General features: G+C 54.6%; 21 protein-coding genes and 1 pseudogene. 13 read left to right on the top strand and 9 right to left on the bottom strand.

From position 1 onward, the window contains the following. A complete protein-coding gene (gene ftsY / locus JY391_RS01555) occupies nt 1–1491 on the bottom strand; it encodes a signal recognition particle-docking protein FtsY (RefSeq protein ID WP_211935131.1) in 1491 nt (496 codons plus the stop codon). A 125-nt stretch (nt 1492–1616) separates the two neighbouring features. Between ftsY and rsmD the strand changes: the two genes are divergently transcribed. Next, nucleotides 1617–2213: a 16S rRNA (guanine(966)-N(2))-methyltransferase gene (gene rsmD, locus JY391_RS01550; RefSeq protein WP_211935130.1), complete on the top strand. Its 597-nt coding sequence runs from the start codon at nt 1617–1619 to the stop codon at nt 2211–2213. Next, nucleotides 2203–2472: a DUF1145 family protein gene (locus tag JY391_RS01545; RefSeq protein ID WP_042286536.1), complete on the top strand. Its 270-nt coding sequence runs from the start codon at nt 2203–2205 to the stop codon at nt 2470–2472. Before rsmD ends, JY391_RS01545 begins: the two co-directional genes overlap by 11 nt. Before the next feature lie 20 nt (nt 2473–2492). Here JY391_RS01545 and JY391_RS01540 read toward each other — a convergent pair. Beyond that, nucleotides 2493–2857: pseudogene (locus JY391_RS01540) on the bottom strand (DUF2500 domain-containing protein). Nucleotides 2858–2998: 141 nt separating this feature from the next. Between JY391_RS01540 and JY391_RS01535 the strand changes: the two are divergent. Together JY391_RS01535 and zntA are read left to right on the top strand one after the other, a co-directional pair. Continuing rightward, a complete protein-coding gene (locus JY391_RS01535; RefSeq protein WP_042286542.1) occupies nt 2999–3625 on the top strand; it encodes a lysoplasmalogenase in 627 nt (208 codons plus the stop codon). Between the two features lie 76 nt (nt 3626–3701). Then, nucleotides 3702–5900: a Zn(II)/Cd(II)/Pb(II) translocating P-type ATPase ZntA gene (zntA, locus tag JY391_RS01530; protein ID WP_211935129.1), complete on the top strand. Its 2199-nt coding sequence runs from the start codon at nt 3702–3704 to the stop codon at nt 5898–5900. A 76-nt stretch (nt 5901–5976) separates the two neighbouring features. Here the strand turns inward: zntA and JY391_RS01525 are convergent, their stop codons facing one another. From JY391_RS01525 to tusA, 6 genes are all read right to left on the bottom strand, one after another. Beyond that, complete coding sequence (locus JY391_RS01525) at nt 5977–7263, bottom strand: TRAP transporter large permease (RefSeq protein WP_060570183.1); 1287 nt, start codon at nt 7261–7263, stop codon at nt 5977–5979. A 10-nt stretch (nt 7264–7273) separates the two neighbouring features. After that, nucleotides 7274–7783, bottom strand: coding sequence for a TRAP transporter small permease (locus JY391_RS01520; RefSeq protein WP_060570184.1), 510 nt, complete (start codon nt 7781–7783; stop codon nt 7274–7276). Between the two features lie 23 nt (nt 7784–7806). Further along, nucleotides 7807–8778: a TRAP transporter substrate-binding protein gene (locus tag JY391_RS01515; protein ID WP_042286551.1), complete on the bottom strand. Its 972-nt coding sequence runs from the start codon at nt 8776–8778 to the stop codon at nt 7807–7809. 191 nt (nt 8779–8969) lie between these two features. Continuing rightward, nucleotides 8970–9221 (bottom strand): hypothetical protein, encoded by a 252-nt coding sequence (locus JY391_RS01510; protein ID WP_060570186.1) that lies wholly within the window; start codon nt 9219–9221, stop codon nt 8970–8972. Then, nucleotides 9205–10353, bottom strand: a complete 1149-nt coding sequence (gene tssD / locus JY391_RS01505; protein WP_211935128.1) for a type VI secretion system tube protein TssD — start codon at nt 10351–10353, stop codon at nt 9205–9207. Before tssD ends, JY391_RS01510 begins: the two co-directional genes overlap by 17 nt. Before the next feature lie 412 nt (nt 10354–10765). After that, nucleotides 10766–11008, bottom strand: a complete 243-nt coding sequence (tusA, locus tag JY391_RS01500; protein ID WP_042286560.1) for a sulfurtransferase TusA — start codon at nt 11006–11008, stop codon at nt 10766–10768. A 242-nt stretch (nt 11009–11250) separates the two neighbouring features. Here tusA and JY391_RS01495 point away from each other — a divergent pair, with 242 nt between their 5' ends. Both JY391_RS01495 and JY391_RS01490 read left to right on the top strand, forming a co-directional pair. Continuing rightward, nucleotides 11251–11916: a 7-cyano-7-deazaguanine/7-aminomethyl-7-deazaguanine transporter gene (locus tag JY391_RS01495; protein ID WP_042286562.1), complete on the top strand. Its 666-nt coding sequence runs from the start codon at nt 11251–11253 to the stop codon at nt 11914–11916. Nucleotides 11917–11988: 72 nt separating this feature from the next. Beyond that, the gene (locus JY391_RS01490; RefSeq protein WP_211935127.1) at nt 11989–12546 is read left to right on the top strand and encodes a DcrB family lipoprotein; all 558 of its coding nucleotides are present in this window, start codon (nt 11989–11991) and stop codon (nt 12544–12546) included. 4 nt (nt 12547–12550) lie between these two features. Here the strand turns inward: JY391_RS01490 and JY391_RS01485 are convergent, their stop codons facing one another. Continuing rightward, complete coding sequence (locus tag JY391_RS01485; protein WP_211935126.1) at nt 12551–13810, bottom strand: MFS transporter; 1260 nt, start codon at nt 13808–13810, stop codon at nt 12551–12553. A gap of 89 nt (nt 13811–13899) precedes the next feature. Here JY391_RS01485 and JY391_RS01480 point away from each other — a divergent pair, with 89 nt between their 5' ends. From JY391_RS01480 to JY391_RS01450, 7 genes are all read left to right on the top strand, one after another. Further along, nucleotides 13900–14949, top strand: a complete 1050-nt coding sequence (locus JY391_RS01480) for an AI-2E family transporter (RefSeq protein WP_042286945.1) — start codon at nt 13900–13902, stop codon at nt 14947–14949. Between the two features lie 376 nt (nt 14950–15325). After that, nucleotides 15326–15703 (top strand): hypothetical protein, encoded by a 378-nt coding sequence (locus JY391_RS01475; protein ID WP_131729044.1) that lies wholly within the window; start codon nt 15326–15328, stop codon nt 15701–15703. A 73-nt stretch (nt 15704–15776) separates the two neighbouring features. Beyond that, complete coding sequence (locus JY391_RS01470) at nt 15777–16838, top strand: methyltransferase (protein ID WP_181822387.1); 1062 nt, start codon at nt 15777–15779, stop codon at nt 16836–16838. Between the two features lie 54 nt (nt 16839–16892). Next, nucleotides 16893–17615: a beta-ketoacyl synthase chain length factor gene (locus JY391_RS01465; RefSeq protein WP_042286575.1), complete on the top strand. Its 723-nt coding sequence runs from the start codon at nt 16893–16895 to the stop codon at nt 17613–17615. Continuing rightward, nucleotides 17594–18433 (top strand): lysophospholipid acyltransferase family protein, encoded by an 840-nt coding sequence (locus tag JY391_RS01460; RefSeq protein ID WP_148365385.1) that lies wholly within the window; start codon nt 17594–17596, stop codon nt 18431–18433. Before JY391_RS01465 ends, JY391_RS01460 begins: the two co-directional genes overlap by 22 nt. Then, a complete protein-coding gene (locus JY391_RS01455; RefSeq protein WP_042286581.1) occupies nt 18408–18665 on the top strand; it encodes a phosphopantetheine-binding protein in 258 nt (85 codons plus the stop codon). Before JY391_RS01460 ends, JY391_RS01455 begins: the two co-directional genes overlap by 26 nt. Before the next feature lie 11 nt (nt 18666–18676). Then, nucleotides 18677–18928 (top strand): acyl carrier protein, encoded by a 252-nt coding sequence (locus JY391_RS01450; protein ID WP_042286585.1) that lies wholly within the window; start codon nt 18677–18679, stop codon nt 18926–18928. Nucleotides 18929–18931: the final 3 nt, after the last annotated feature.

Here is an 18931-nt window from a genome sequence, read left to right as displayed (position 1 = left end):
TTAATCCTCTCGGGCAAAAAGTGCCTCAATAAAATCGTCCGCCTTAAACGGACGCAAATCCTCGATACGTTCGCCCACACCAATATAGCGGATAGGAATGCCAAACTGGTCGGCCACCGAGAAGATCACCCCGCCTTTCGCCGTGCCGTCCAGCTTGGTCAGGGTGATCCCGGTTAACCCCACGGCTTCATGGAACAGTTTGGCCTGGCTTACCGCATTCTGCCCGGTGCTGGCGTCGATAGTCAGCATAACCTCATGCGGCGCGTCCTCGTCCAGTTTCTTCATCACGCGAACGATTTTTTTCAACTCTTCCATCAGATGCGATTTGTTTTGCAGGCGCCCTGCGGTGTCGGCGATCAGCACATCAATGTTACGCGCCTTCGCCGCCTGAATAGCGTCAAAGATGACGGAAGCAGAGTCCGCGCCAGTGTGCTGGGCAATCACCGGAATATTATTACGCTGGCCCCAGACCTGAAGCTGTTCCACCGCTGCGGCGCGGAACGTGTCGCCTGCCGCCAGCATCACCGATTTGCCCTGCTGCTCGAACTGACGCGCCAGCTTGCCGATGGTGGTGGTTTTACCGACGCCATTGACGCCCACCATCAAAATCACAAACGGCGTTTTGCCTTCCACGTTCAGCGGTTCATCGACCTTCGCCAGAATCTCGCCCATCTCATCTTTTAACAGACCGTACAGCGCTTCCGCATCACGCAGTTGCTTGCGGCTGGCGCCTTCGGTCAGGTTGGTGATGATTTTACGCGTCGTTTCCACGCCCACGTCGGCGATCAGCAATTGTTCTTCCAGCTCTTCAAACAGATCATCGTCGATTTTCTTCCCGCGGAACAGACTGATAAATCCGGAACCGAGGTTTTCTTTTGTTTTCAGAAGGCTGCGCTTAAGACGGGCAAAGAAACCCTCTTTGGTCGGTTTCTCCTGCTCCTGCGCAATCTCTTCAACCGGCGCGTCTTCTTCCGCTACCGGCACCACCAGCACCGCTTCTTCTGCGGCTTCTGCCGCCAGCGCCTGCGCTTCCCGCTCTTCATCGCTCAGCGGCGGCACGTTCTGCTCCTCTTCTTCTACCGCGTCAACGATCTCAACGGTTTCGGCTTCCGCCTGCCACTCTTCCGGAGAGATTTCTTCCGCGTTTACCTCTTCCGGCAGCGGCAGTTCTTCACGTACGGCGACCGCAAGCGGTTCCACTTCCGGTTGTGGCTCGTCTGCCACGGCGGGCGGTTCAGGCTCAACCAACTTCGGCTTTTCGCTCTCCTGAACCTGTTCGGTGACCTCAACCACCTCTTGTGCAAAGTGGTCTGTCTCTTCTTTGCTGTGCGCAGGGGATTCTGCTTCTACGTCAGCTGCCGTTTCAACAGGCGTGTCTGCCTGTCGTTGTTCCTCGACAACCTGCTGTTCTTCGGTTTTTTGTTCTTGTTCCTGCTCTTTTTCACCAAAGCCCAGCCAGGAAAAGAAGCCACGTTTTTTCTGTTTTGCCATCTGCGGTTACACTCCTCGCGGCTCTATATACATGGAAGCTAAAAAAATGATGAAATAGTCTATCACTTAACTTAATTTACATCACCGCCTGGAAAGACCGAATTAGGGCGGTTTGAGCAGCAGAAATGAAAAAACCGAATCACTCTGGCAGTGGCCAGATCCGCATTATTGGCGGGCAATGGCGCGGCCGCAAACTTCCGGTACCGGACAGCCCCGGCCTGCGTCCCACCACCGATCGCGTGCGCGAGACGCTGTTTAACTGGCTGGCGCCGGTAATGGTCGACGCCCGTTGTCTCGACTGTTTCGCCGGAAGCGGCGCGCTGGGGCTGGAGGCGCTGTCGCGTTACGCGGCGTCTGCTACCCTGCTGGAAATGGATCGCGCCGTCGCGCAGCAGTTACAAAAGAATTTAGCGACGCTGAAGGCAGGCAACGCAAATGTCGTAAACACGAACACACTGGCATTTCTGGCGCACACCGGTACGCCGCACAGCGTCGTGTTTGTCGACCCGCCGTTTCGCAAGGGTCTGCTGGAAGAGACCTTACGCCTGCTGGAAAACCACGGCTGGCTGGCTGACGAGGCGTATGTTTACGTGGAAAGCGAAGTGGAAAACGGTCTGCCGCCGGTGCCCAATAACTGGTCGCTGTATCGCGAGAAGGTTGCCGGACAGGTTGCCTATCGCTTGTATCAACGCGAAGCACAAGGAGAAAACGATGCTGATTAATATTGGACGTTTACTGATGCTCTGCGTCTGGGCTTTTTTACTCTGGAATCTGGTGCAACCGTTTCCGCGCCCGCTCAATATTTTTGTTAACGTCGCGCTGGTGTTTATGGCGCTGATGCACGGTATGCAACTGGCGCTACTGAAATCGACCCTGCCAAAAGACGGGCCGCAGATGAGCAACGGGGAAAAAGTGCGTATTTTCCTGTTCGGCGTGTTTGAACTGTTGGTATGGCAGAAGAAGTTTAACGTCAAAAAATGAGGCTGACAGCCGGATGGCATTTAATCCGGCCTGTGAACCACAAATTCGACAAACCGCGTTCCTTTAAAACTCAGCGTGCCTTTGTCGCCTACCGTCAGCGCGTGGTACTGCTGCGCGTCCAGGCGGAAGGTTTTTTCCTGTCCGCCGCGTAGCGGCTTAAAGCTCGCTTCGTATCGCATACTGGCGCCTGCGGGGGTGACCTGCTGCTGACGCGAGCGGCGGTCATTGAGCGGCTTTTCCCGCTTGTTGCTGACCATCATTGGCGCCTGTTGCAGGGGCGCAGCCTCGTTATCGGCTTTTTCCCGCCGCTGCTGCATAAAACGAAACGAGGCGGCAATGAGAATTAAACAATGATTAAAATAAAAAAGAGCGGTGGCTTACTCATACCTTTAACCCATCAGAAAATGCGGAAATCAGCATACCCTGACCGTTATGGTGTTGTCATCCGCCCTTACCCGCCTCTAAACTGAAGAGTAAGACCGTAAGCATACCGCTTACGAAAAAATAACGAATTCAAGGAACTAAGATGCTTTGGTCGTTTATCGCTGTCTGCCTTTCCGCATGGCTGTTTGTGGATGCTTCTTACCGTGGCCCCGCCTGGCAACGTTGGGTCTTTAAACCTGTCACGCTGCTCCTCCTGCTGCTGCTCGCCTGGCAAGCGCCGATGTTTGACGCTATCAGTTATCTGGTGCTGGCGGGTCTCTGTGCGTCGCTGTTAGGCGATGCGTTAACGCTCTTGCCACGTCAGCGTCTGCTGTACGCGATTGGCGCGTTTTTCCTTTCGCATCTGCTGTACACCATCTATTTCGCCAGCCAGATGACGCTTTCATTCTTCTGGCCATTGCCATTAGCGCTCCTGGTACTGGGCGCGCTGCTCGTCGCGGTAATCTGGTCGCGTCTTGAGGAGCTGCGCTGGCCGGTATGCACCTTCGTCGCCATGACGCTGGTCATGGTCTGGCTGGCCGGTGAACTGTGGTTTTTCCGTCCCACCGCGCCCGCGCTGTCGGCGTTTATGGGGGCGGCGCTGCTGTTCCTGGGTAACATTGTCTGGCTGGGCAGTCATTACCGCCGCCGCTTTCGTGCCGACAACGCTATCGCTGCGGCCTGCTACTTCGCCGGGCATTTCCTGATCGTCCGCTCACTTTATCTCTGATAGTGCTTGACTCTGGAGTCGACTCCAGAGTGTATCCTCCGGTTAATGAGAAAATTATCATCAACCGGAGGATGCCATGTCGACACCCGATACTAATGGCAAAAAAGCCCCACAATTTTCATCCTTCACACTCGCCCCGGCGCCGCAGAAAGCCGATGCCTGCTGCTGCGACGGCGCCTGCGACTCGCCGGAAACCGTCGCTGAAACGGTAAAAGGCGCCCGTTATAGCTGGAAAATCGCCGGTATGGACTGTGCCGCCTGCGCCCGCAAAGTTGAGAACGCGGTGCGCCAGATAAGCGGCGTGAATCAGGTTCAGGTGCTGTTTGCTACCGAAAAGCTGGTGGTCGACAGCGACGGCGATCTGCGTTCACAAATCGCGCGGGCAGTGCAAAATGCGGGCTATACCCTGCAAGACGAGCAGGCCAACGCCGCCGCGCCCGAGTCGCGCGTCAAAGAGAACCTGCCGCTATTGACCCTGATTGTGATGATGGCGGTCAGTTGGGGGCTGGAACAGTTCAACCCTCCGTTCGGACAACTGGCGTTTATCGCCACCACGCTGGTCGGGTTGTATCCCATCGCCCGCCAGGCGCTGCGCCTGATGAAATCCGGCAGTTGGTTTGCCATTGAAACGCTGATGAGTGTCGCCGCCATCGGCGCGCTGTTTATTGGCGCCACAGCGGAAGCGGCAATGGTGCTGCTGCTGTTCCTGATTGGCGAGCGGTTAGAGGGATGGGCCGCCAGTCGCGCCCGCAAAGGGGTCAGCGCGCTGATGGCGCTGAAACCAGAGGTGGCAATCCGCCTGCGCGACGGCGTACGCGAAGAGGTCGCCATCAACACTCTGCAACCGGGCGATGTGATTGAAGTCGCCGCCGGAGGACGCCTGCCCGCCGACGGAAAACTGCTGTCTGCGTTCGCCAGCTTTGACGAAAGCGCCCTGACTGGCGAGTCGATCCCGGTTGAACGCGCCAGTGGCGAGAAAGTCCCGGCGGGGGCGACCAGCGTGGATCGTCTTGTCACGCTGGAGGTACTGTCGGAAGCAGGTGCCAGCGCCATAGATCGCATCCTGAAGCTGATTGAAGAAGCAGAAGAACGGCGCGCGCCCATCGAACGCTTTATCGACCGCTTCAGCCGGATTTACACGCCCGCCATCATGGTCGTCGCCCTGCTGGTGACGCTCGTTCCGCCGCTGCTGTTTGCCGGTAGCTGGCAGGAGTGGATTTATAAGGGACTGACGCTGTTACTGATTGGCTGTCCGTGCGCGCTGGTGATTTCCACCCCGGCGGCGATTACCTCCGGGCTGGCGGCGGCGGCGCGTCGCGGGGCGCTGATCAAAGGCGGCGCGGCGCTGGAACAGCTAGGGCGTGTCACACAGGTCGCGTTTGATAAAACCGGGACGCTGACCGTAGGCAAGCCGCGCGTGACGGCAATTCATCCTGCCACGGGTATCAGCGAGCCTGAGCTGCTGGCGCTGGCGGCAGCGGTGGAACAAGGCGCAACGCATCCGCTGGCGCAGGCGATTGTACGTGAAGCGCAACAGCGGGCGCTTACCCTCCCCGCCGCCGACGGACAGCGCGCGCTGGTCGGTTCCGGCATTGAGGCTCGGGTCAACGGTGAGCGCGTCCTGATTAGCGCCGCCGGGAAACAGCCTGACGAGGCGTTTGCTGCGCGCATTAATCAGCTTGAACGTTCAGGTCAGACGGTCGTATTAGTGCGGCGAAATGACATCGTGCTCGGCGTTATCGCCCTCCAGGATACGCTACGGGACGATGCCCGTACCGCCATAAGCGCACTGAACGCGCTGGGGGTTAAAGGCGTCATCCTCACCGGCGACAACCCACGCGCGGCGGCGGCCATCGCGGAGACGTTGGGACTGGATTACAAAGCGGGACTCCTGCCGGAAGACAAAGTCCAGGCGGTCAGCGCGCTGAATCAGCAGTCGCCGCTGGCGATGGTGGGCGACGGCATTAACGACGCTCCCGCGATGAAAGCCGCCGCCATCGGGATTGCGATGGGCAGCGGTACCGATGTGGCGCTGGAAACAGCAGACGCTGCGCTAACCCACAATCGTCTGACCGGACTCGTGCAAATGGTAACGCTGGCACGGGCGACGCACGCAAATATTCGCCAGAACATCGCCATTGCGCTGGGGCTGAAGGGGATCTTCCTCATCACCACCCTGCTCGGCATGACCGGGCTGTGGCTGGCGGTGCTGGCGGATACCGGCGCGACGGTACTGGTGACGGCTAACGCGCTGCGACTGTTGCGTCGTCGGTAAAAAAAGCCCGGTGGCGCTTACCGGCCCTACGCGTAGCATGACGCGTAGGCCGGATAGCGCCATCCGGCTTTGTGTCTTACTGCATTCCCAGAAGCCCCGGCAGCCACAGCGAGATGGCGGGGATATAGGTCACCATTGCCAGCACCACCAGCAGCAGACCGTAGAAGGGCAGCATCGCCCGCACCACGTGTTCAATTTTCTGCTTACTTACCGCGCTGGCCACAAACAGCACCGACCCGACCGGTGGGGTAATCAGTCCAATCCCCAGGTTCACCATCATAATCATCCCGAAATGCACCGGATCGATCCCTAACGCATTGGTCACCGGCAACAGCACCGGCGTCAGGATCAGGATGATCGGCGCCATATCCATCAGCGTGCCAATCAGCAGCAGCATGATGTTGAGATACATCAGGATCACGTACTTATTATCGGAAAGCGAGGTGAAGAATTCGGTGATACGCATCGGCAACTGCATATAGGTCATCACCGCGCCAAACGCCGCGGCGAAGCCGATCAAAATCATCACGATAGTGACCGTTTTCACCGTCCGGCACATCAGTTTGGGCAGTTCATTCCACTGATAGTCACGGTAAATAAACATGGTGACGAAAAAGGCCCACAGGCAGGCCACCGCCGCCGATTCGGTGGCGGTAAAAATTCCCGACAATATACCGCCCAGAATGATCACTACCGTCATCAACCCCCACAGCGCGTCAATGAAGATTTTCACCGCCTGACGAAACGGGATCCGTTCACCTTTCGGGTAGCCACGCTTACGTGCAAAACAGAGGCACAGCCCCATCAGACACAGCCCGAGCAGCAGCCCCGGCAACACACCCGCGATAAACAACGTGGCGATAGAGACCGTCCCGCCCGCCGCCAGCGAGTAGATCACCGAGTTATGGCTCGGTGGAATCAAAATCGCCTGCACTGAACCGCTCGCGGTGACCGCCGCCGCGTACTCGCGCGGATAGCCCTTTTTCTCCATCTCCGGGATCATCACGCTACCGATGGACGCCGTATCCGCCACCGACGAGCCGGAAATCGCGCCGAAAAAGGTCGAGGCGACAATGTTCACCAGCGACAATCCGCCGCGAATAAAGCCGACGAACAGATAGGCAAAGTTGACCAGCCGCCGGGCGATTCCCCCTTCCGCCATGATCGCCCCGGCAAGAATAAAAAACGGGATCGCCAGCAGGGTGAACTTGTTGACCCCGCTGGTGATTTGGATCATCAGCGCTTCCAGCGGTAAATCGATCCACAGCGCGCCCGCAACGGCGCTCAGGCCGACGGCAAAGGCCACTGGCATGCCCAGCGCCAGCAAAATGGCGAGGGTGAATAACAAGATAAAGGCGTCCATTGTTCACCCCTTAACCGTGGTTGCCGATCGTCACGACCGGACGGTGTTCCTGTGAGCCAAAGAACAGGCGCTCAAGGACGAAGAAAATCAGAATTGCCGAACCGATGGGCAGCGGCAGGTAGCTTTCACCCGACGTCAGTATTGGGAATTCCGCCACTGGCTGCTCCCACAGCTCGACGCACAGCAGATAGCTGTACCAGAACATGATCAGCGAAATCAGCAGCATCAACAGATCCACCACCCGTGCGCAGGCGGTTTTCAGCACCGGCGGCAGACGGTCGGTCAGCATGTTCACCGCGATGTGCGATCCGGCGCGGTAGCCCACCGCCGCGCCGATAAAGGTAAAGGTCACCATGCAAATAATGGCGATCGGTTCCGGCCATGACTCCCCGCGATTCAGCACATAGCGCGAGAAGATGCCGATGGGGATGACGGTGGTCATCACCAGCAGCGACACCCCCGCCACGGCCATCGCCAGCAGGTACAGGCGATCCATCCACTTCAGGTACAGTTCGGACATATTTCCTCCGCAACGGGGTGGGATCACTTCACAGCCGCGATAGCGTTCATCAGATCCTGGTGTTTTTCGCCATATTGCGCGCGTACCGGCTCCGTGGCTTTCACAAACACCGCCTTGTCGATGTCATGGAACTGGACGCCGCCTGCCTTCATTTTTTCCAGCGCCTGCTGGTTATAGGCATCCCACAGCTTGCGCTGTTCAAACTGCGCTTCACGGGCGAGAGTGAGGATTTTTTGCTGCTGGTCGGCGTTGAGCTTGTCCCATTTCACTTTCGAATAGAGCAGCATTTCTGGGGTGATAAAGTGCCCGCTAAGGGTGTAGTTTTTGGCGACCGGCAGGTAGTTATGGGCAATATAGGTCGGCGGATTGTTTTCCGCGCCGTCAATCACGCCGGTTTGCATGCCGCTATACACTTCGCTGACGCCCATCGCCACTGAGTTCGCCCCCATATCCTTCAATGTCGCCAGCGCGACCGGACTGCCCTGAACGCGGATCTTCATACCTTTCAAATCTTCCGGTTTCGCTACCGGATTTTTGGTGATCAAGTTGCGGGTACCGGAATCCATCCAGCCTAAAAAGACCAGCCGCGATTTCGGGTTAGCAGTGAGCTTGTCGCCGATCTGCTTCCCGATATCGCCGTCGATCACCTTGTGCATATGGTCTTCGTCGCGGAACACGTACGGCAGGGTAAAGACTTCGATATCGGGCAGTATCGCCGCAACCGGCGCCATCGAGACGCGAATCATATCGATCGCCCCCATTTGCGCCTGCTCAATCATCTGTTTTTCATCCCCGAGCACGCCACCCGGAAAAACTTTGATTTCCAGCTCGCCATTGGTTTGTTGTTTTAATTTCTCGCCCATCTGCTGCACCGCCACCACGTTCGGGTAGCCTTCGGGATGGACGTCGGCGGCTTTAATCGTTTGCGCAGAAACGGCGCAGGAAAAAGCAGACAGGCACAGCACGGCCAGTAACGGCTTGAGGGTCGTTTTCATTACGTGAGCTCCAGGGTAGTGAGGTAAGCGTTAAAACAGTGTTTTAGTTTTGTACGCTTAAAAACTAGACTACGCCCTGAAAAGCGGAGGTGAAGCACCTCACAAAATTGTGAAGTTTTGAAACGATGGTTTAGAACTGTGATGTTTACATGATCTCGTTACGTAAACCGAGATGTAAACATCACAAGCTTTTATTCTTCAATATTATGATTTTTTAGGAATTCACGCCCTCTTTCAGATACGATGAAGGTCTGTCGAGAAGCTTCATAATCATTTATAACATCAACAAATCCTTCTTCTACTAAACGGTTCACGACTGTTGGTACATAACCGAATCCGGGTATATTTCGGGTCGACAGCACCCTATCCAGTACATACCAATTCCAGTCCCCCTCTTTCAGGGCCATAACTTTCAGAACACCTAACTCAATTTTTGAAATCATTTATTAAAGCCTCCGGATGGAATAATTCTGCATCTGTGATTCTGTAATCTGCAAGGGTAGCCGCATGCGCATTATTCCAAAGTATATAACCGTCGAGCCCCTTAGGCTCTCCAGTCTCCCATCCTAAATTACAGTAACGCTGAAATTCTCGACATTCATGGGTGAAATAATTGAGGTCAACTTTCTCGGGTTTAATTTCACCTTTGTTTATCTTATATAACCGAGCAATCATTACATCATTAGCAGGATCATGTTGAAAACGAGAAATATGCTTTTCTACCGTAGCGATACCTGCGCTGTCAATGATGACGCCTTCAGTGGTCAGATACTCTATTGGTCCCCCGGCTAACTCGGGGTCAAAAGTGCGTCCTGTTACCGGACCCTTTGCCCCAGAATACTTCATTTTTTCAATTGCCGGAAACTTCATCCTCCCCATCATTAATCCAGCCATCAACGACGCGCCAGTAATCAATAAACCCTGGTTATCCATCACCTGGTTGTAGCCATCAGGCGCTTCTCCTCCCAGTTTTTTCGCTGTCTCTTCGAAGCCGTCGATATTCCCGTTATAAATCCCGCCAGCAGCGAGAAGCCTACCGACAGACTTGCTATTCAACGTTGTTAACGCATTGACCGCCGTTTCACTTTTGACGGGTATAAACAAGCGGTTATAGTCAGCAGGGAACGCCAGATAGCCAAACTCCGTGTTAGCAATAAGATGTTTGCTGAGGATATATTCATAATTTACAACAATAGTTTCCGTATCTAAATTACCTGGCGAAAATAGATAATGGATACTTGATATGAAAACGCCTCGCAATTGAAGATAATAATATTTCTCCCATCGGCCATAGGCATTGATGCGGTAGAAATAAAACTCCATATATAACTGTTCGTTATTATTAATCGCATTCGACAACAATGGTGTGCTTTTATCGATCAGTTTCTTGAAACTTAGCCCATGCTGTTGCGAACCATTACCGGTACTGGTAAGACTATTCGTGAGCGAAAAAACATAAATTTCGTTCTCGTGACCGATTTGTCGACGGTTCCCAATTGAATCAGCGGTTCCACAACTGTCAGAAATAGCGCCTTGTTGTTCCCCTGCGATCGTCAGGTAAACAATACCACTCATTTCATCCCTTTATTACATGTTGAGGTAATACAACAGTGGCAACAATATCCCTGGAAATTAACTTTTACGCTGATAAAGAGATTCCGTATAGCGAAATAATAAATTTTTTCAATTTATCGGCAATAATAAGGATTATCTGACAGGATGAAATGCGTAATGTGAATAGAGTGGTTTAAATTATAGAAGGCGATTATTTTATCGGGACAGGTACAGCATGTCGCCGCTGCGGATAAAAGCCTTTGTCAGCGAGAGTAGCACGATCTGTTGAATACGGACGATGTGGAAGCACCGGAGCGTGCACGCAATACGAAAGCATTTTTCGCGAAGCTCCCCCTTCGGGCCGTCCTGAAGGGGGTTCAAAACGCTCACGCGTTTTATCTGAGCCCGGCGCAGATTCAAAGCGGCAAATGATTTAGCCTTTACGCAGCAGATAACGATAGGGTAGCGCCTCGGTTTCCTGAGCCAGCAGTTCATGCTCCATAAAGGTACAGAAGCCGGGGATGTCGCGAGTGGTCGCCGGGTCGTCCGCCACAATCAGCAGCGTTTCGCCGCTCTGCATACCGCGGACGGTTTTACGTACCATCATCACCGGTTCCGGGCAGCGGAGCCCCTGGGCATCAAGAGTGTGGTCGGGAGAGGTAAACAGATCGCTCATGGTGGTCTCATATACATAAAAACCGCCGTAGTTTACGCCCTGTTGCGCGCTAAGCCAATCAGGTTAACGATTGCGTGAAAAACAACCATTGCAAAGTCCCGCTAAAGCAGTATCATGCGGCGGCCTTACCCGGTTTAAGACGCGTTATTGTCGCAGCCAGTTTACCTTAAGGGCAAAATGGCAAGGAAAATAGCGTGAAGCACGTATTGGGTTCCCTCACCCCAAAATTAAAAAGGTACAATATGACGTCGTTCTCTCAATCGCAGCGCGTAAAAGCGTTGTTCTGGCTATCGCTATTTCATCTGCTGGTGATCACCTCCAGTAATTATCTGGTTCAGCTTCCCATTACCATTTTTGGTTTTCATACCACATGGGGCGCATTCAGCTTTCCGTTTATCTTTCTCGCCACCGACCTGACCGTGCGTATTTTTGGCGCGCCGCTGGCCCGACGGATTATTTTTGCGGTGATGATCCCGGCGCTGCTGGTCTCTTATATTATCTCGTCGCTGTTTTACATGGGCGCCTGGCAAGGATTCGGCGCGCTGGCGCAGTTTAATTTGTTCGTCGCCCGTATCGCCGCCGCCAGCTTCATGGCTTACGCGCTGGGGCAGATCCTCGACGTGCATGTCTTTAACCGCCTGCGACAGAATCAGCGCTGGTGGCTGGCGCCAACCGCGTCCACGCTGTTTGGCAATATCAGTGATACCCTCGCGTTCTTCTTTATCGCGTTCTGGCGCAGCCCGGATGCGTTTATGGCCGAGCACTGGATGGAAATTGCCCTCGTCGACTACGGCTTCAAGGTGCTTATCAGCATGATTTTCTTCCTGCCGATGTACGGTGTGTTGCTGAATATGTTGCTGAAAAGACTGACAGATAAATCCGAAATCCCGGCAATGCAGACGAGTTAAAGGTTCGTTTTCCGAGTTGTGTTAAGATGAACCCATGAGCCGTTATGGCCGTTTATCGAAAGGAAGAAGTCAATGCGCAATCTGGTTAAATATGTCGGGATTGGCCTGCTGGTGATAGGGCTGGCGGCCTGTGATAATAGTGAGACGAAAGCGCCTGCAGACGGTGCGGCGGCAGAAAGCCAGGCCACCGGTCAGCCTATTACGCTGCTCGACGGTAAACTCAGTTTCTCCCTGCCCGCGGATATGACCGATCAAAGCGGTAAGCTGGGCACCCAGGCGAATAACATGCACGTTTACTCGGATTCAACCGGACAGAAAGCGGTGATTGTGATTGTTGGTGACAACACCAGCGAAGACCTGGCGGTGCTGGCGAAACGTCTGGAAGATCAACAGCGCGCCCGTGACCCGCAGTTGCAGGTGGTAACCAACAAATCCATCGAGCTGAAAGGCCACACGCTGCAGCAGTTAGACAGCATTATCTCCGCAAAAGGCCAGACGGCGTATTCCTCTGTCCTGTTGGGTAACGTCGATGACCAATTGCTGACTCTGCAAATCACGCTGCCTGCGGACGATCAGCAGAAAGCACAAACCACAGCCGAGAACATCATCAATACGCTGGTTATCCAGTAACGTTCTACGCGGATGAAGCGGCCTCCTCAGACTCCTGCGGAGGCCGTTTTTTTAACCGCCACGTCAGCAACAGCGCAATGACCACCAGTCCCGCCGCCGCAAGGTAGATCACCGGGACACCCGCCCAGCTCATCACCAGCCCCGCCAGCGGTCCCGTCACCCCAAGCGACAAATCCATAAAGACCGTATATGTCGCCAGCGCCGCCCCCTGATTCTGCTGCGGCACCGCCTTCACCGCCACCACGCCCAGCGCCGGGAACACCAGTGAGAAACCCATTCCCGCCAGCAGCACGCCGACTTTCGCCATCCACGGCATCACCGCCACGCCGACCAGCAGCAGACCGACGATTTCGACGCTAAAGCAGATCATCGCCACGTTCAGACCGCCCAGGCGGTTAATGCCGTTGGGAAACAGCAGCCGCGTCCCGACAAAAGCGCAGCTAAATAAGGTCAGCGCAAAGGCCGCGCCGTCCCAGCCTTTGGCGTCATAAAACAGAGTGATGAACGTGGCGATCACCCCGAATCCGGCGGATGCCAGCGCCAGCGCCATACCGTACAGCCAGACGCGTCCAAGTACCGCGCGAAACGGCAGCGGTTTACCTTTGTTCGCTTTTACCGCCGGGCGCGGAACCGCCAGTAATACCGCCAGTAGCGCAACGCCCATGATGATCATCGCCAGTCCCTGCAGGCCGCCCCAGGCGTAAAACAGTACGCCAAGCGGCGCGCCCATCGCCATCGCGCCATACGTGACGATGCCGTTCCACGAAATCACCCGGCCAATATGCAGCGAACCGACAACGCCCACGCCCCACAGCGTCGATCCCGTACCGGCGAAGCTCTGTCCAATGCCCAGAATCACACGCCCCAGACACAGCAGCAGCAGACTGGCAACCGGCCACGGGCTGACGCTTGCGGCCAGAAAATAGCCCGCCCCGCTTAAAAAACAGCCGCACAGACCAAAAACGACGATTTTTTTCGGCCCGAGTAAATCGGCGTAGCGACCGGCATGAGGGCGGCTGAGCAAGGTAGCGAAATATTGCAGGCTGATAACCAGTCCCGCCCAGAACGCGCTAAATCCCATGACATCATGGACATAGCCGGGAAGTACCGCCAGCGGCAGGCCAATAGTGAGGTAGCTGGCAAAGTTAAACATGACAACAGAGACAATGCGCAGATTGAGGCGCAATCCAGTAAGCGCCGGGTCAGCGACAGGTTCGGGCATGGGGATCACCACGTTTTTACCACAGTGTTTCCCTTCTACCATGCAACGGCGGGAAAATCAGCATGAAGATTAGGATTATCGGCAGCAAGCCAGACGCTACACTTAATGAAAATCATAAACAGGACGTAACCATGACAACCCCCCAGCCCGACAAAACGGGTATGCATATTTTGCTCAAACTGGCTTCGCTGGTGGTGATCCTCGCCGGGATCCACGCTGCCGCCGATATTATTGTGCAACTGTTGCTGGCGCTCTTTTTCGCTATCGTCCTTAACCCGCTGGTCACCTGGTTCGTTCGTCGCGGCATCAAGCGACCCGTGGCGATCACCATTGTGGTGGTGGTGATGCTTATTGCCCTCACCGCGCTCATTGGCGTGCTCGCCGCGTCGATCAATGAATTTATCGCCATGCTGCCGAGCTACAATAAAGAGTTAACGCGCAAATTATTGTATCTGCAGGATATGATGCCTTTTCTCAATCTGCATATGTCGCCAGAGCGAATGCTACAGCGGATGGATTCGGAAAAACTCATGGCCTTCACGACCACCCTGATGACCGGGCTTTCCGGCGCGATGGCCAGCGTCGTGCTGCTGGTCATGACCGTGGTTTTTATGCTGTTTGAAGTCCGCCATGTACCTTACAAAATGCGTTTTGCCCTGAATAACCCTCAAATTCACATCGCGGGTCTGCACCGGGCATTGAAAGGAGTATCACACTATCTGGCGCTGAAAACGCTGCTTAGCCTGTGGACCGGGGTGATTATCTGGTTGGGTCTGGCGCTCATGGATATTCAGTTTGCATTGATGTGGGGCGTGCTGGCGTTTCTGCTGAACTACGTGCCCAATATTGGCTCGGTGATCTCCGCCGTTCCTCCTATGATTCAGGCACTGCTGTTTAATGGCCTCTATGAATGTTTCCTCGTCGGGGCGCTGTTTCTGGTGGTGCATATGGTGCTGGGCAACATGGTGGAGCCGCGCATGATGGGGCACCGTCTTGGCATGTCGACGCTGGTGGTATTTCTCTCATTGCTCATCTGGGGTTGGCTGCTCGGCCCGGTAGGAATGCTGCTCTCCGTACCGCTGACCAGCGTGTGTAAAATCTGGATGGAAACCACCAAAGGCGGCAGTAAACTGGCAATACTGCTTGGGCCGGGCCGTCCCAAAAATCGATTACCCGGCTAACGACGTTACCTACCAACCAGGGTAGTTTTATTCCCGGACGGGTGAACGTATTATAAGGCGCGCTTTTTGTTATCATCATGTTTCATTTAGCGCGCCGATGATCATAAAAAATAAAATAAATACTCTGCGTCAATGATTTTAAGGCAAATCAATTCACTACGAAATTTCATTTAAGTAAGCGTTAATTGACTGATCTCATGCAGTACCGCAGGATATTTCCCCGCCTGCATCGCATAATAATTACAGATTTTTCGTGACAATCCGCGAAAGTCATCATTTAAAATAAGCGGTATTATTGTTGCGTAAACCAATAAAGAAATGTGTTCGACGTTAATATAAATAGTTATTTTGATAGGGAGTTTTCATGAAACAATACATTAAGTGGTTTGCGGCGATTGCCGTTGTGGGCGCCCTGGCAGGCTGCGCGCGTACTGCGCCAATCGATCAGGTTCACTCAACCGTGAGCGCAGGCCACACGCAGGATCAGGTTAAAAACGCGATCCTGAAAGCGGGCATCCAGCGTAAATGGATCATGAACGAAGCGGGTCCGGGCGTGATCAAAGCGCGCCAGCAGTCTCGCGACCACGTGGCGGAAGTACGTATCACCTATACCGCGACCAGCTACGATATCAAATACGACAGCAGCCTCAATCTGCAGGCGTCTGGCGGCAAAATTCATAAAAACTACAACCGCTGGGTACGTAACCTGGATAAAGACATTCAGCTGAATCTGTCTGCCGGCGCGGGTCTGTAATTCAAAAAAATTCAATTCGGGCCGTTTTGGCCCGATAACCTTATCATTACCCTTTTAACAGGTTGTGCTCGCCATGTACGAACAGGACTCTCTCAGCGCACTGGATGCGATTACTGAAGCGCAGCGTATCGCCTTCGCCCCGATGCTATTTCAAACCGCGCTGTGTCTGCGAAATACTGGCGTGCTGGCCTGGCTTGATAGCCAGCGAAAAAATGGGGCGACCCTTGCCGAGATAACCGAAAATAGCCAGATAAATGAATATGCGGCCAGCGTACTGCTGGATATGGGATTAAGCGGACGTATTCTTACCTATAAAGAGGGACGGTATTATCTGGGAAAAATCGGACATTTCCTTTTGCACGACACCATGACCCGCGTAAATATGGATTTCACGCAGGACGTCTGTTATCAGGGGCTGTTCTTTTTAGAGAACGCACTGAAAGAGGGGAAACCGTCAGGATTAAAAGTTTTTGGCGACTGGCCAACGATTTATCCGGCGTTATCCCAATTGCCGCCATCGGCGCGTGAAAGCTGGTTCGCCTTCGATCACTACTACTCAGACGGGGCATTTGACGCGGCGCTGCCGCTGATATTCGCCAGCCGTCCTGCAACCCTGTACGATGTAGGTGGAAATACGGGTAAATGGGCGATCCGCTGCTGCCGCTACGACGAAAATATCGCGGTAACCCTATTAGATTTGCCACAACAAATTGCACTTGCCCGCGAAAATATCGAAAATGCAGGATTATCTCATCGCATCGACTTTCATGCGGTAGATATGCTTGGCGATGCGCCTTTACCTACAGAGGCCGATATCTGGTGGATGAGTCAATTTCTGGACTGCTTCTCACCCGAACAAATTGTCGCCCTGCTCAGCAACGTTGCACGCGTCATGAAACCCGGTGCAAGGCTGTGCGTTATGGAGCTGTTCTGGGATGCACAGCGCTTTGAAGCCGCTTCATTCAGTCTGAATGCGTCTTCGCTCTATTTTACCTGCATGGCGAACGGCAACAGCCGCTTCTACAGCGCAGAAAAATTTTATGGCTATCTGGACATGGCAGGGTTCCAGGTAGAAGCACGCCACGACAATTTAGGCGTTGGGCATACCTTACTGATATGCCAAAAGAAAAAATAACAAAGTAGCGTCACCACGCTACAGGAATCACCGGTTTACCGCGGACGCGCGTTGATGAAATTCTCTTTAAACATGACCGACTGGCGGGCGATGGCGCCAGGGCTCAGCGAAGCTAATCAGTGGCTGCAATGGTCACGGCATTCGCACGCCATCGATCCGGGCGCGGCGCAAGGCAAGTTAAGCGAGCTGCCGATGATGACCGCTCGCCGCCTCAGCTCCGGCAGCAAACTCGCTGTAGAGTGCGGACTGACGATGCTGCGCCGTCACGCTATCGACGCGGTGCTGTATACCAGTCGTCACGGCGAACTGGAGCGCAATTACCGCATTCTGCACGCACTGGCGAACGAACAGGCGCTTTCACCGACCGACTTCGCCCTGTCGGTGCATAACTCCGCCGTCGGCAATCTGACTATCGCGGCCAAACAGCCTGTCGTCTCTTCCTCGCTCTCAGCGGGTCGTGACACTTTCCAGCAGGGTCTGTGTGAAGTGATTTGCCTTTTGCAGGCGGGTTACCAACGGATATTGCTGGTTGATTTCGACGGATTTCTCCCCGAATTTTACCATCCGCACCTGGCGGAAAACATGCCGACCTGGCCCTACGCGGTCGCGCTGGTATGCGAAGCAGGCGATGACTGGCACTGCCAGACCCGTCCGGCCCTTGCGGGCGCGGAGACAACACTTCCGCAAAGCCTGCTGTTTTTACAGCACTTTTTACAAGACGCCAACGCCTTTACGATCCCCGGAGAGCGCATGCAATGGCACTGGAGCCGCGCATGAACGGCGTTTTTACCTCTCTGAACCGGCTATGGCGCATCGCTATGACCGGCTTCTGCTTCGCCCTCTTTGGCCTCGGCGGTCTGCTGCTTTCTGTCGTCTGGTTTAACGTTCTGTTAGTTTTCGTGTGGGATAATTCCCGGCGTCGCCGCATTGCCAGGCGCAGCATTTCCGCCAGCTTCCGTCTCTTTTTAACGGTGACGCGGGTGCTTGGCGTGCTGGACTATCGCATGGAAGGGGTGGACATTTTGCGTCAGGAACGCGGATGTCTGGTGGTCGCTAATCACCCCACGCTCATTGATTACGTGCTGCTGGCCTCCGTGATGCCCGAAACGGACTGTCTGGTTAAAAGCGCGCTGCTGACGAACCCTTTCCTTAGCGGCGTCGTGCGTGCCGCCGACTATCTGGTTAACAGCCAGGCGGACGCGCTGTTGCCCGCCAGCCAGCAGCGGCTGGCGCAGGGCGACACCATTTTGATCTTCCCCGAAGGGACCCGCACAAAACCCGGTGAAACCATGACGCTACAGCGCGGCGCCGCCAATATCGCCGTGCGCTGTCACAGCGATTTACGGGTCGTGACGATCCACTGTAGCGAGCGGATGCTCGATAAAGAGAGTAAATGGTATCAGGTTCCGCCCTGCAAACCGCTGTTCACCATTGAGGTGCGAGAGCGAGTGAAGATCAACCAGTTTTATGACGCAGACTCACAAGAACCGGCGCTGGCGGCAAGACAGCTAAACCGGCATCTTTTACTTAAATTACAACCAGGTACGTTACCTCTCTCAGGAATTAATGATGCAAGCGCTTTATCAGGAAATTAAACATCTCATCATCACCACGCTGAATCTGGACGAGCTGTCGGCAGACGACATCGACACCGAGGCGGCGCTGTTTGGCGACGGCCTGGGGCTGGATTCAATCGATGCTCTGGAGCTGGGGCTGGCGGTTAAAAATCAGTACGGCGTGGTGCTCTCTGCGGAAAGTGAAGAAATGCGCCAGCACTTCTTCTCCGTCGCCACGCTGGCGTCCTTCATTCACGCGCAACGTGCCTGAGGAGAACCGTGATGACCGAACAACAAGCCATTTACGACGAAGTCTCCGCGCTGCTGGTCAAACTGTTTGAAATTGACCCGGAGGATATCAAGCCTGAGGCGCGCCTGTACGAAGATCTGGAACTGGACAGCATCGACGCCGTCGACATGATTGTGCACCTGCAGAAAAAAACCGGTAAGAAAATCAAGCCGGAAGAATTCAAAGCGGTGCGCACCGTGCAGGATGTCGTTGACGCCGTAGAACGTCTGCTGAAAGAAGCGTAATCG

This window comes from Citrobacter sedlakii, assembly GCF_018128425.1.
Classification (GTDB): domain Bacteria; phylum Pseudomonadota; class Gammaproteobacteria; order Enterobacterales; family Enterobacteriaceae; genus Citrobacter_A; species Citrobacter_A sedlakii.
This window is presented reverse-complemented; position numbering and strand designations above follow the sequence as displayed.

Excerpts from the sequence above, each read along its gene's own strand:
- JY391_RS01490 (WP_211935127.1), top strand. The coding sequence starts at position 11,989 with ATGCGCAATCTGGTTAAATATGTCGGGATTGGCCTGCTGGTGATAGGG.
- JY391_RS01510 (WP_060570186.1), bottom strand. The coding sequence starts at position 9,221 with ATGATTTCAAAAATTGAGTTAGGTGTTCTGAAAGTTATGGCCCTGAAA.
- zntA (WP_211935129.1), top strand. The coding sequence starts at position 3,702 with ATGTCGACACCCGATACTAATGGCAAAAAAGCCCCACAATTTTCATCC.
- JY391_RS01450 (WP_042286585.1), top strand. The coding sequence starts at position 18,677 with ATGACCGAACAACAAGCCATTTACGACGAAGTCTCCGCGCTGCTGGTC.
- tusA (WP_042286560.1), bottom strand. The coding sequence starts at position 11,008 with ATGAGCGATCTGTTTACCTCTCCCGACCACACTCTTGATGCCCAGGGG.
- JY391_RS01545 (WP_042286536.1), top strand. The coding sequence starts at position 2,203 with ATGCTGATTAATATTGGACGTTTACTGATGCTCTGCGTCTGGGCTTTT.
- JY391_RS01470 (WP_181822387.1), top strand. The coding sequence starts at position 15,777 with ATGTACGAACAGGACTCTCTCAGCGCACTGGATGCGATTACTGAAGCG.
- tssD (WP_211935128.1), bottom strand. The coding sequence starts at position 10,353 with ATGAGTGGTATTGTTTACCTGACGATCGCAGGGGAACAACAAGGCGCT.
- JY391_RS01455 (WP_042286581.1), top strand. The coding sequence starts at position 18,408 with ATGCAAGCGCTTTATCAGGAAATTAAACATCTCATCATCACCACGCTG.
- JY391_RS01480 (WP_042286945.1), top strand. The coding sequence starts at position 13,900 with ATGACAACCCCCCAGCCCGACAAAACGGGTATGCATATTTTGCTCAAA.
- JY391_RS01535 (WP_042286542.1), top strand. The coding sequence starts at position 2,999 with ATGCTTTGGTCGTTTATCGCTGTCTGCCTTTCCGCATGGCTGTTTGTG.
- JY391_RS01465 (WP_042286575.1), top strand. The coding sequence starts at position 16,893 with ATGAAATTCTCTTTAAACATGACCGACTGGCGGGCGATGGCGCCAGGG.
- JY391_RS01525 (WP_060570183.1), bottom strand. The coding sequence starts at position 7,263 with ATGGACGCCTTTATCTTGTTATTCACCCTCGCCATTTTGCTGGCGCTG.
- JY391_RS01460 (WP_148365385.1), top strand. The coding sequence starts at position 17,594 with ATGGCACTGGAGCCGCGCATGAACGGCGTTTTTACCTCTCTGAACCGG.
- JY391_RS01495 (WP_042286562.1), top strand. The coding sequence starts at position 11,251 with ATGACGTCGTTCTCTCAATCGCAGCGCGTAAAAGCGTTGTTCTGGCTA.
- JY391_RS01485 (WP_211935126.1), bottom strand. The coding sequence starts at position 13,810 with ATGGTAGAAGGGAAACACTGTGGTAAAAACGTGGTGATCCCCATGCCC.
- rsmD (WP_211935130.1), top strand. The coding sequence starts at position 1,617 with ATGAAAAAACCGAATCACTCTGGCAGTGGCCAGATCCGCATTATTGGC.
- JY391_RS01515 (WP_042286551.1), bottom strand. The coding sequence starts at position 8,778 with ATGAAAACGACCCTCAAGCCGTTACTGGCCGTGCTGTGCCTGTCTGCT.
- JY391_RS01520 (WP_060570184.1), bottom strand. The coding sequence starts at position 7,783 with ATGTCCGAACTGTACCTGAAGTGGATGGATCGCCTGTACCTGCTGGCG.
- ftsY (WP_211935131.1), bottom strand. The coding sequence starts at position 1,491 with ATGGCAAAACAGAAAAAACGTGGCTTCTTTTCCTGGCTGGGCTTTGGT.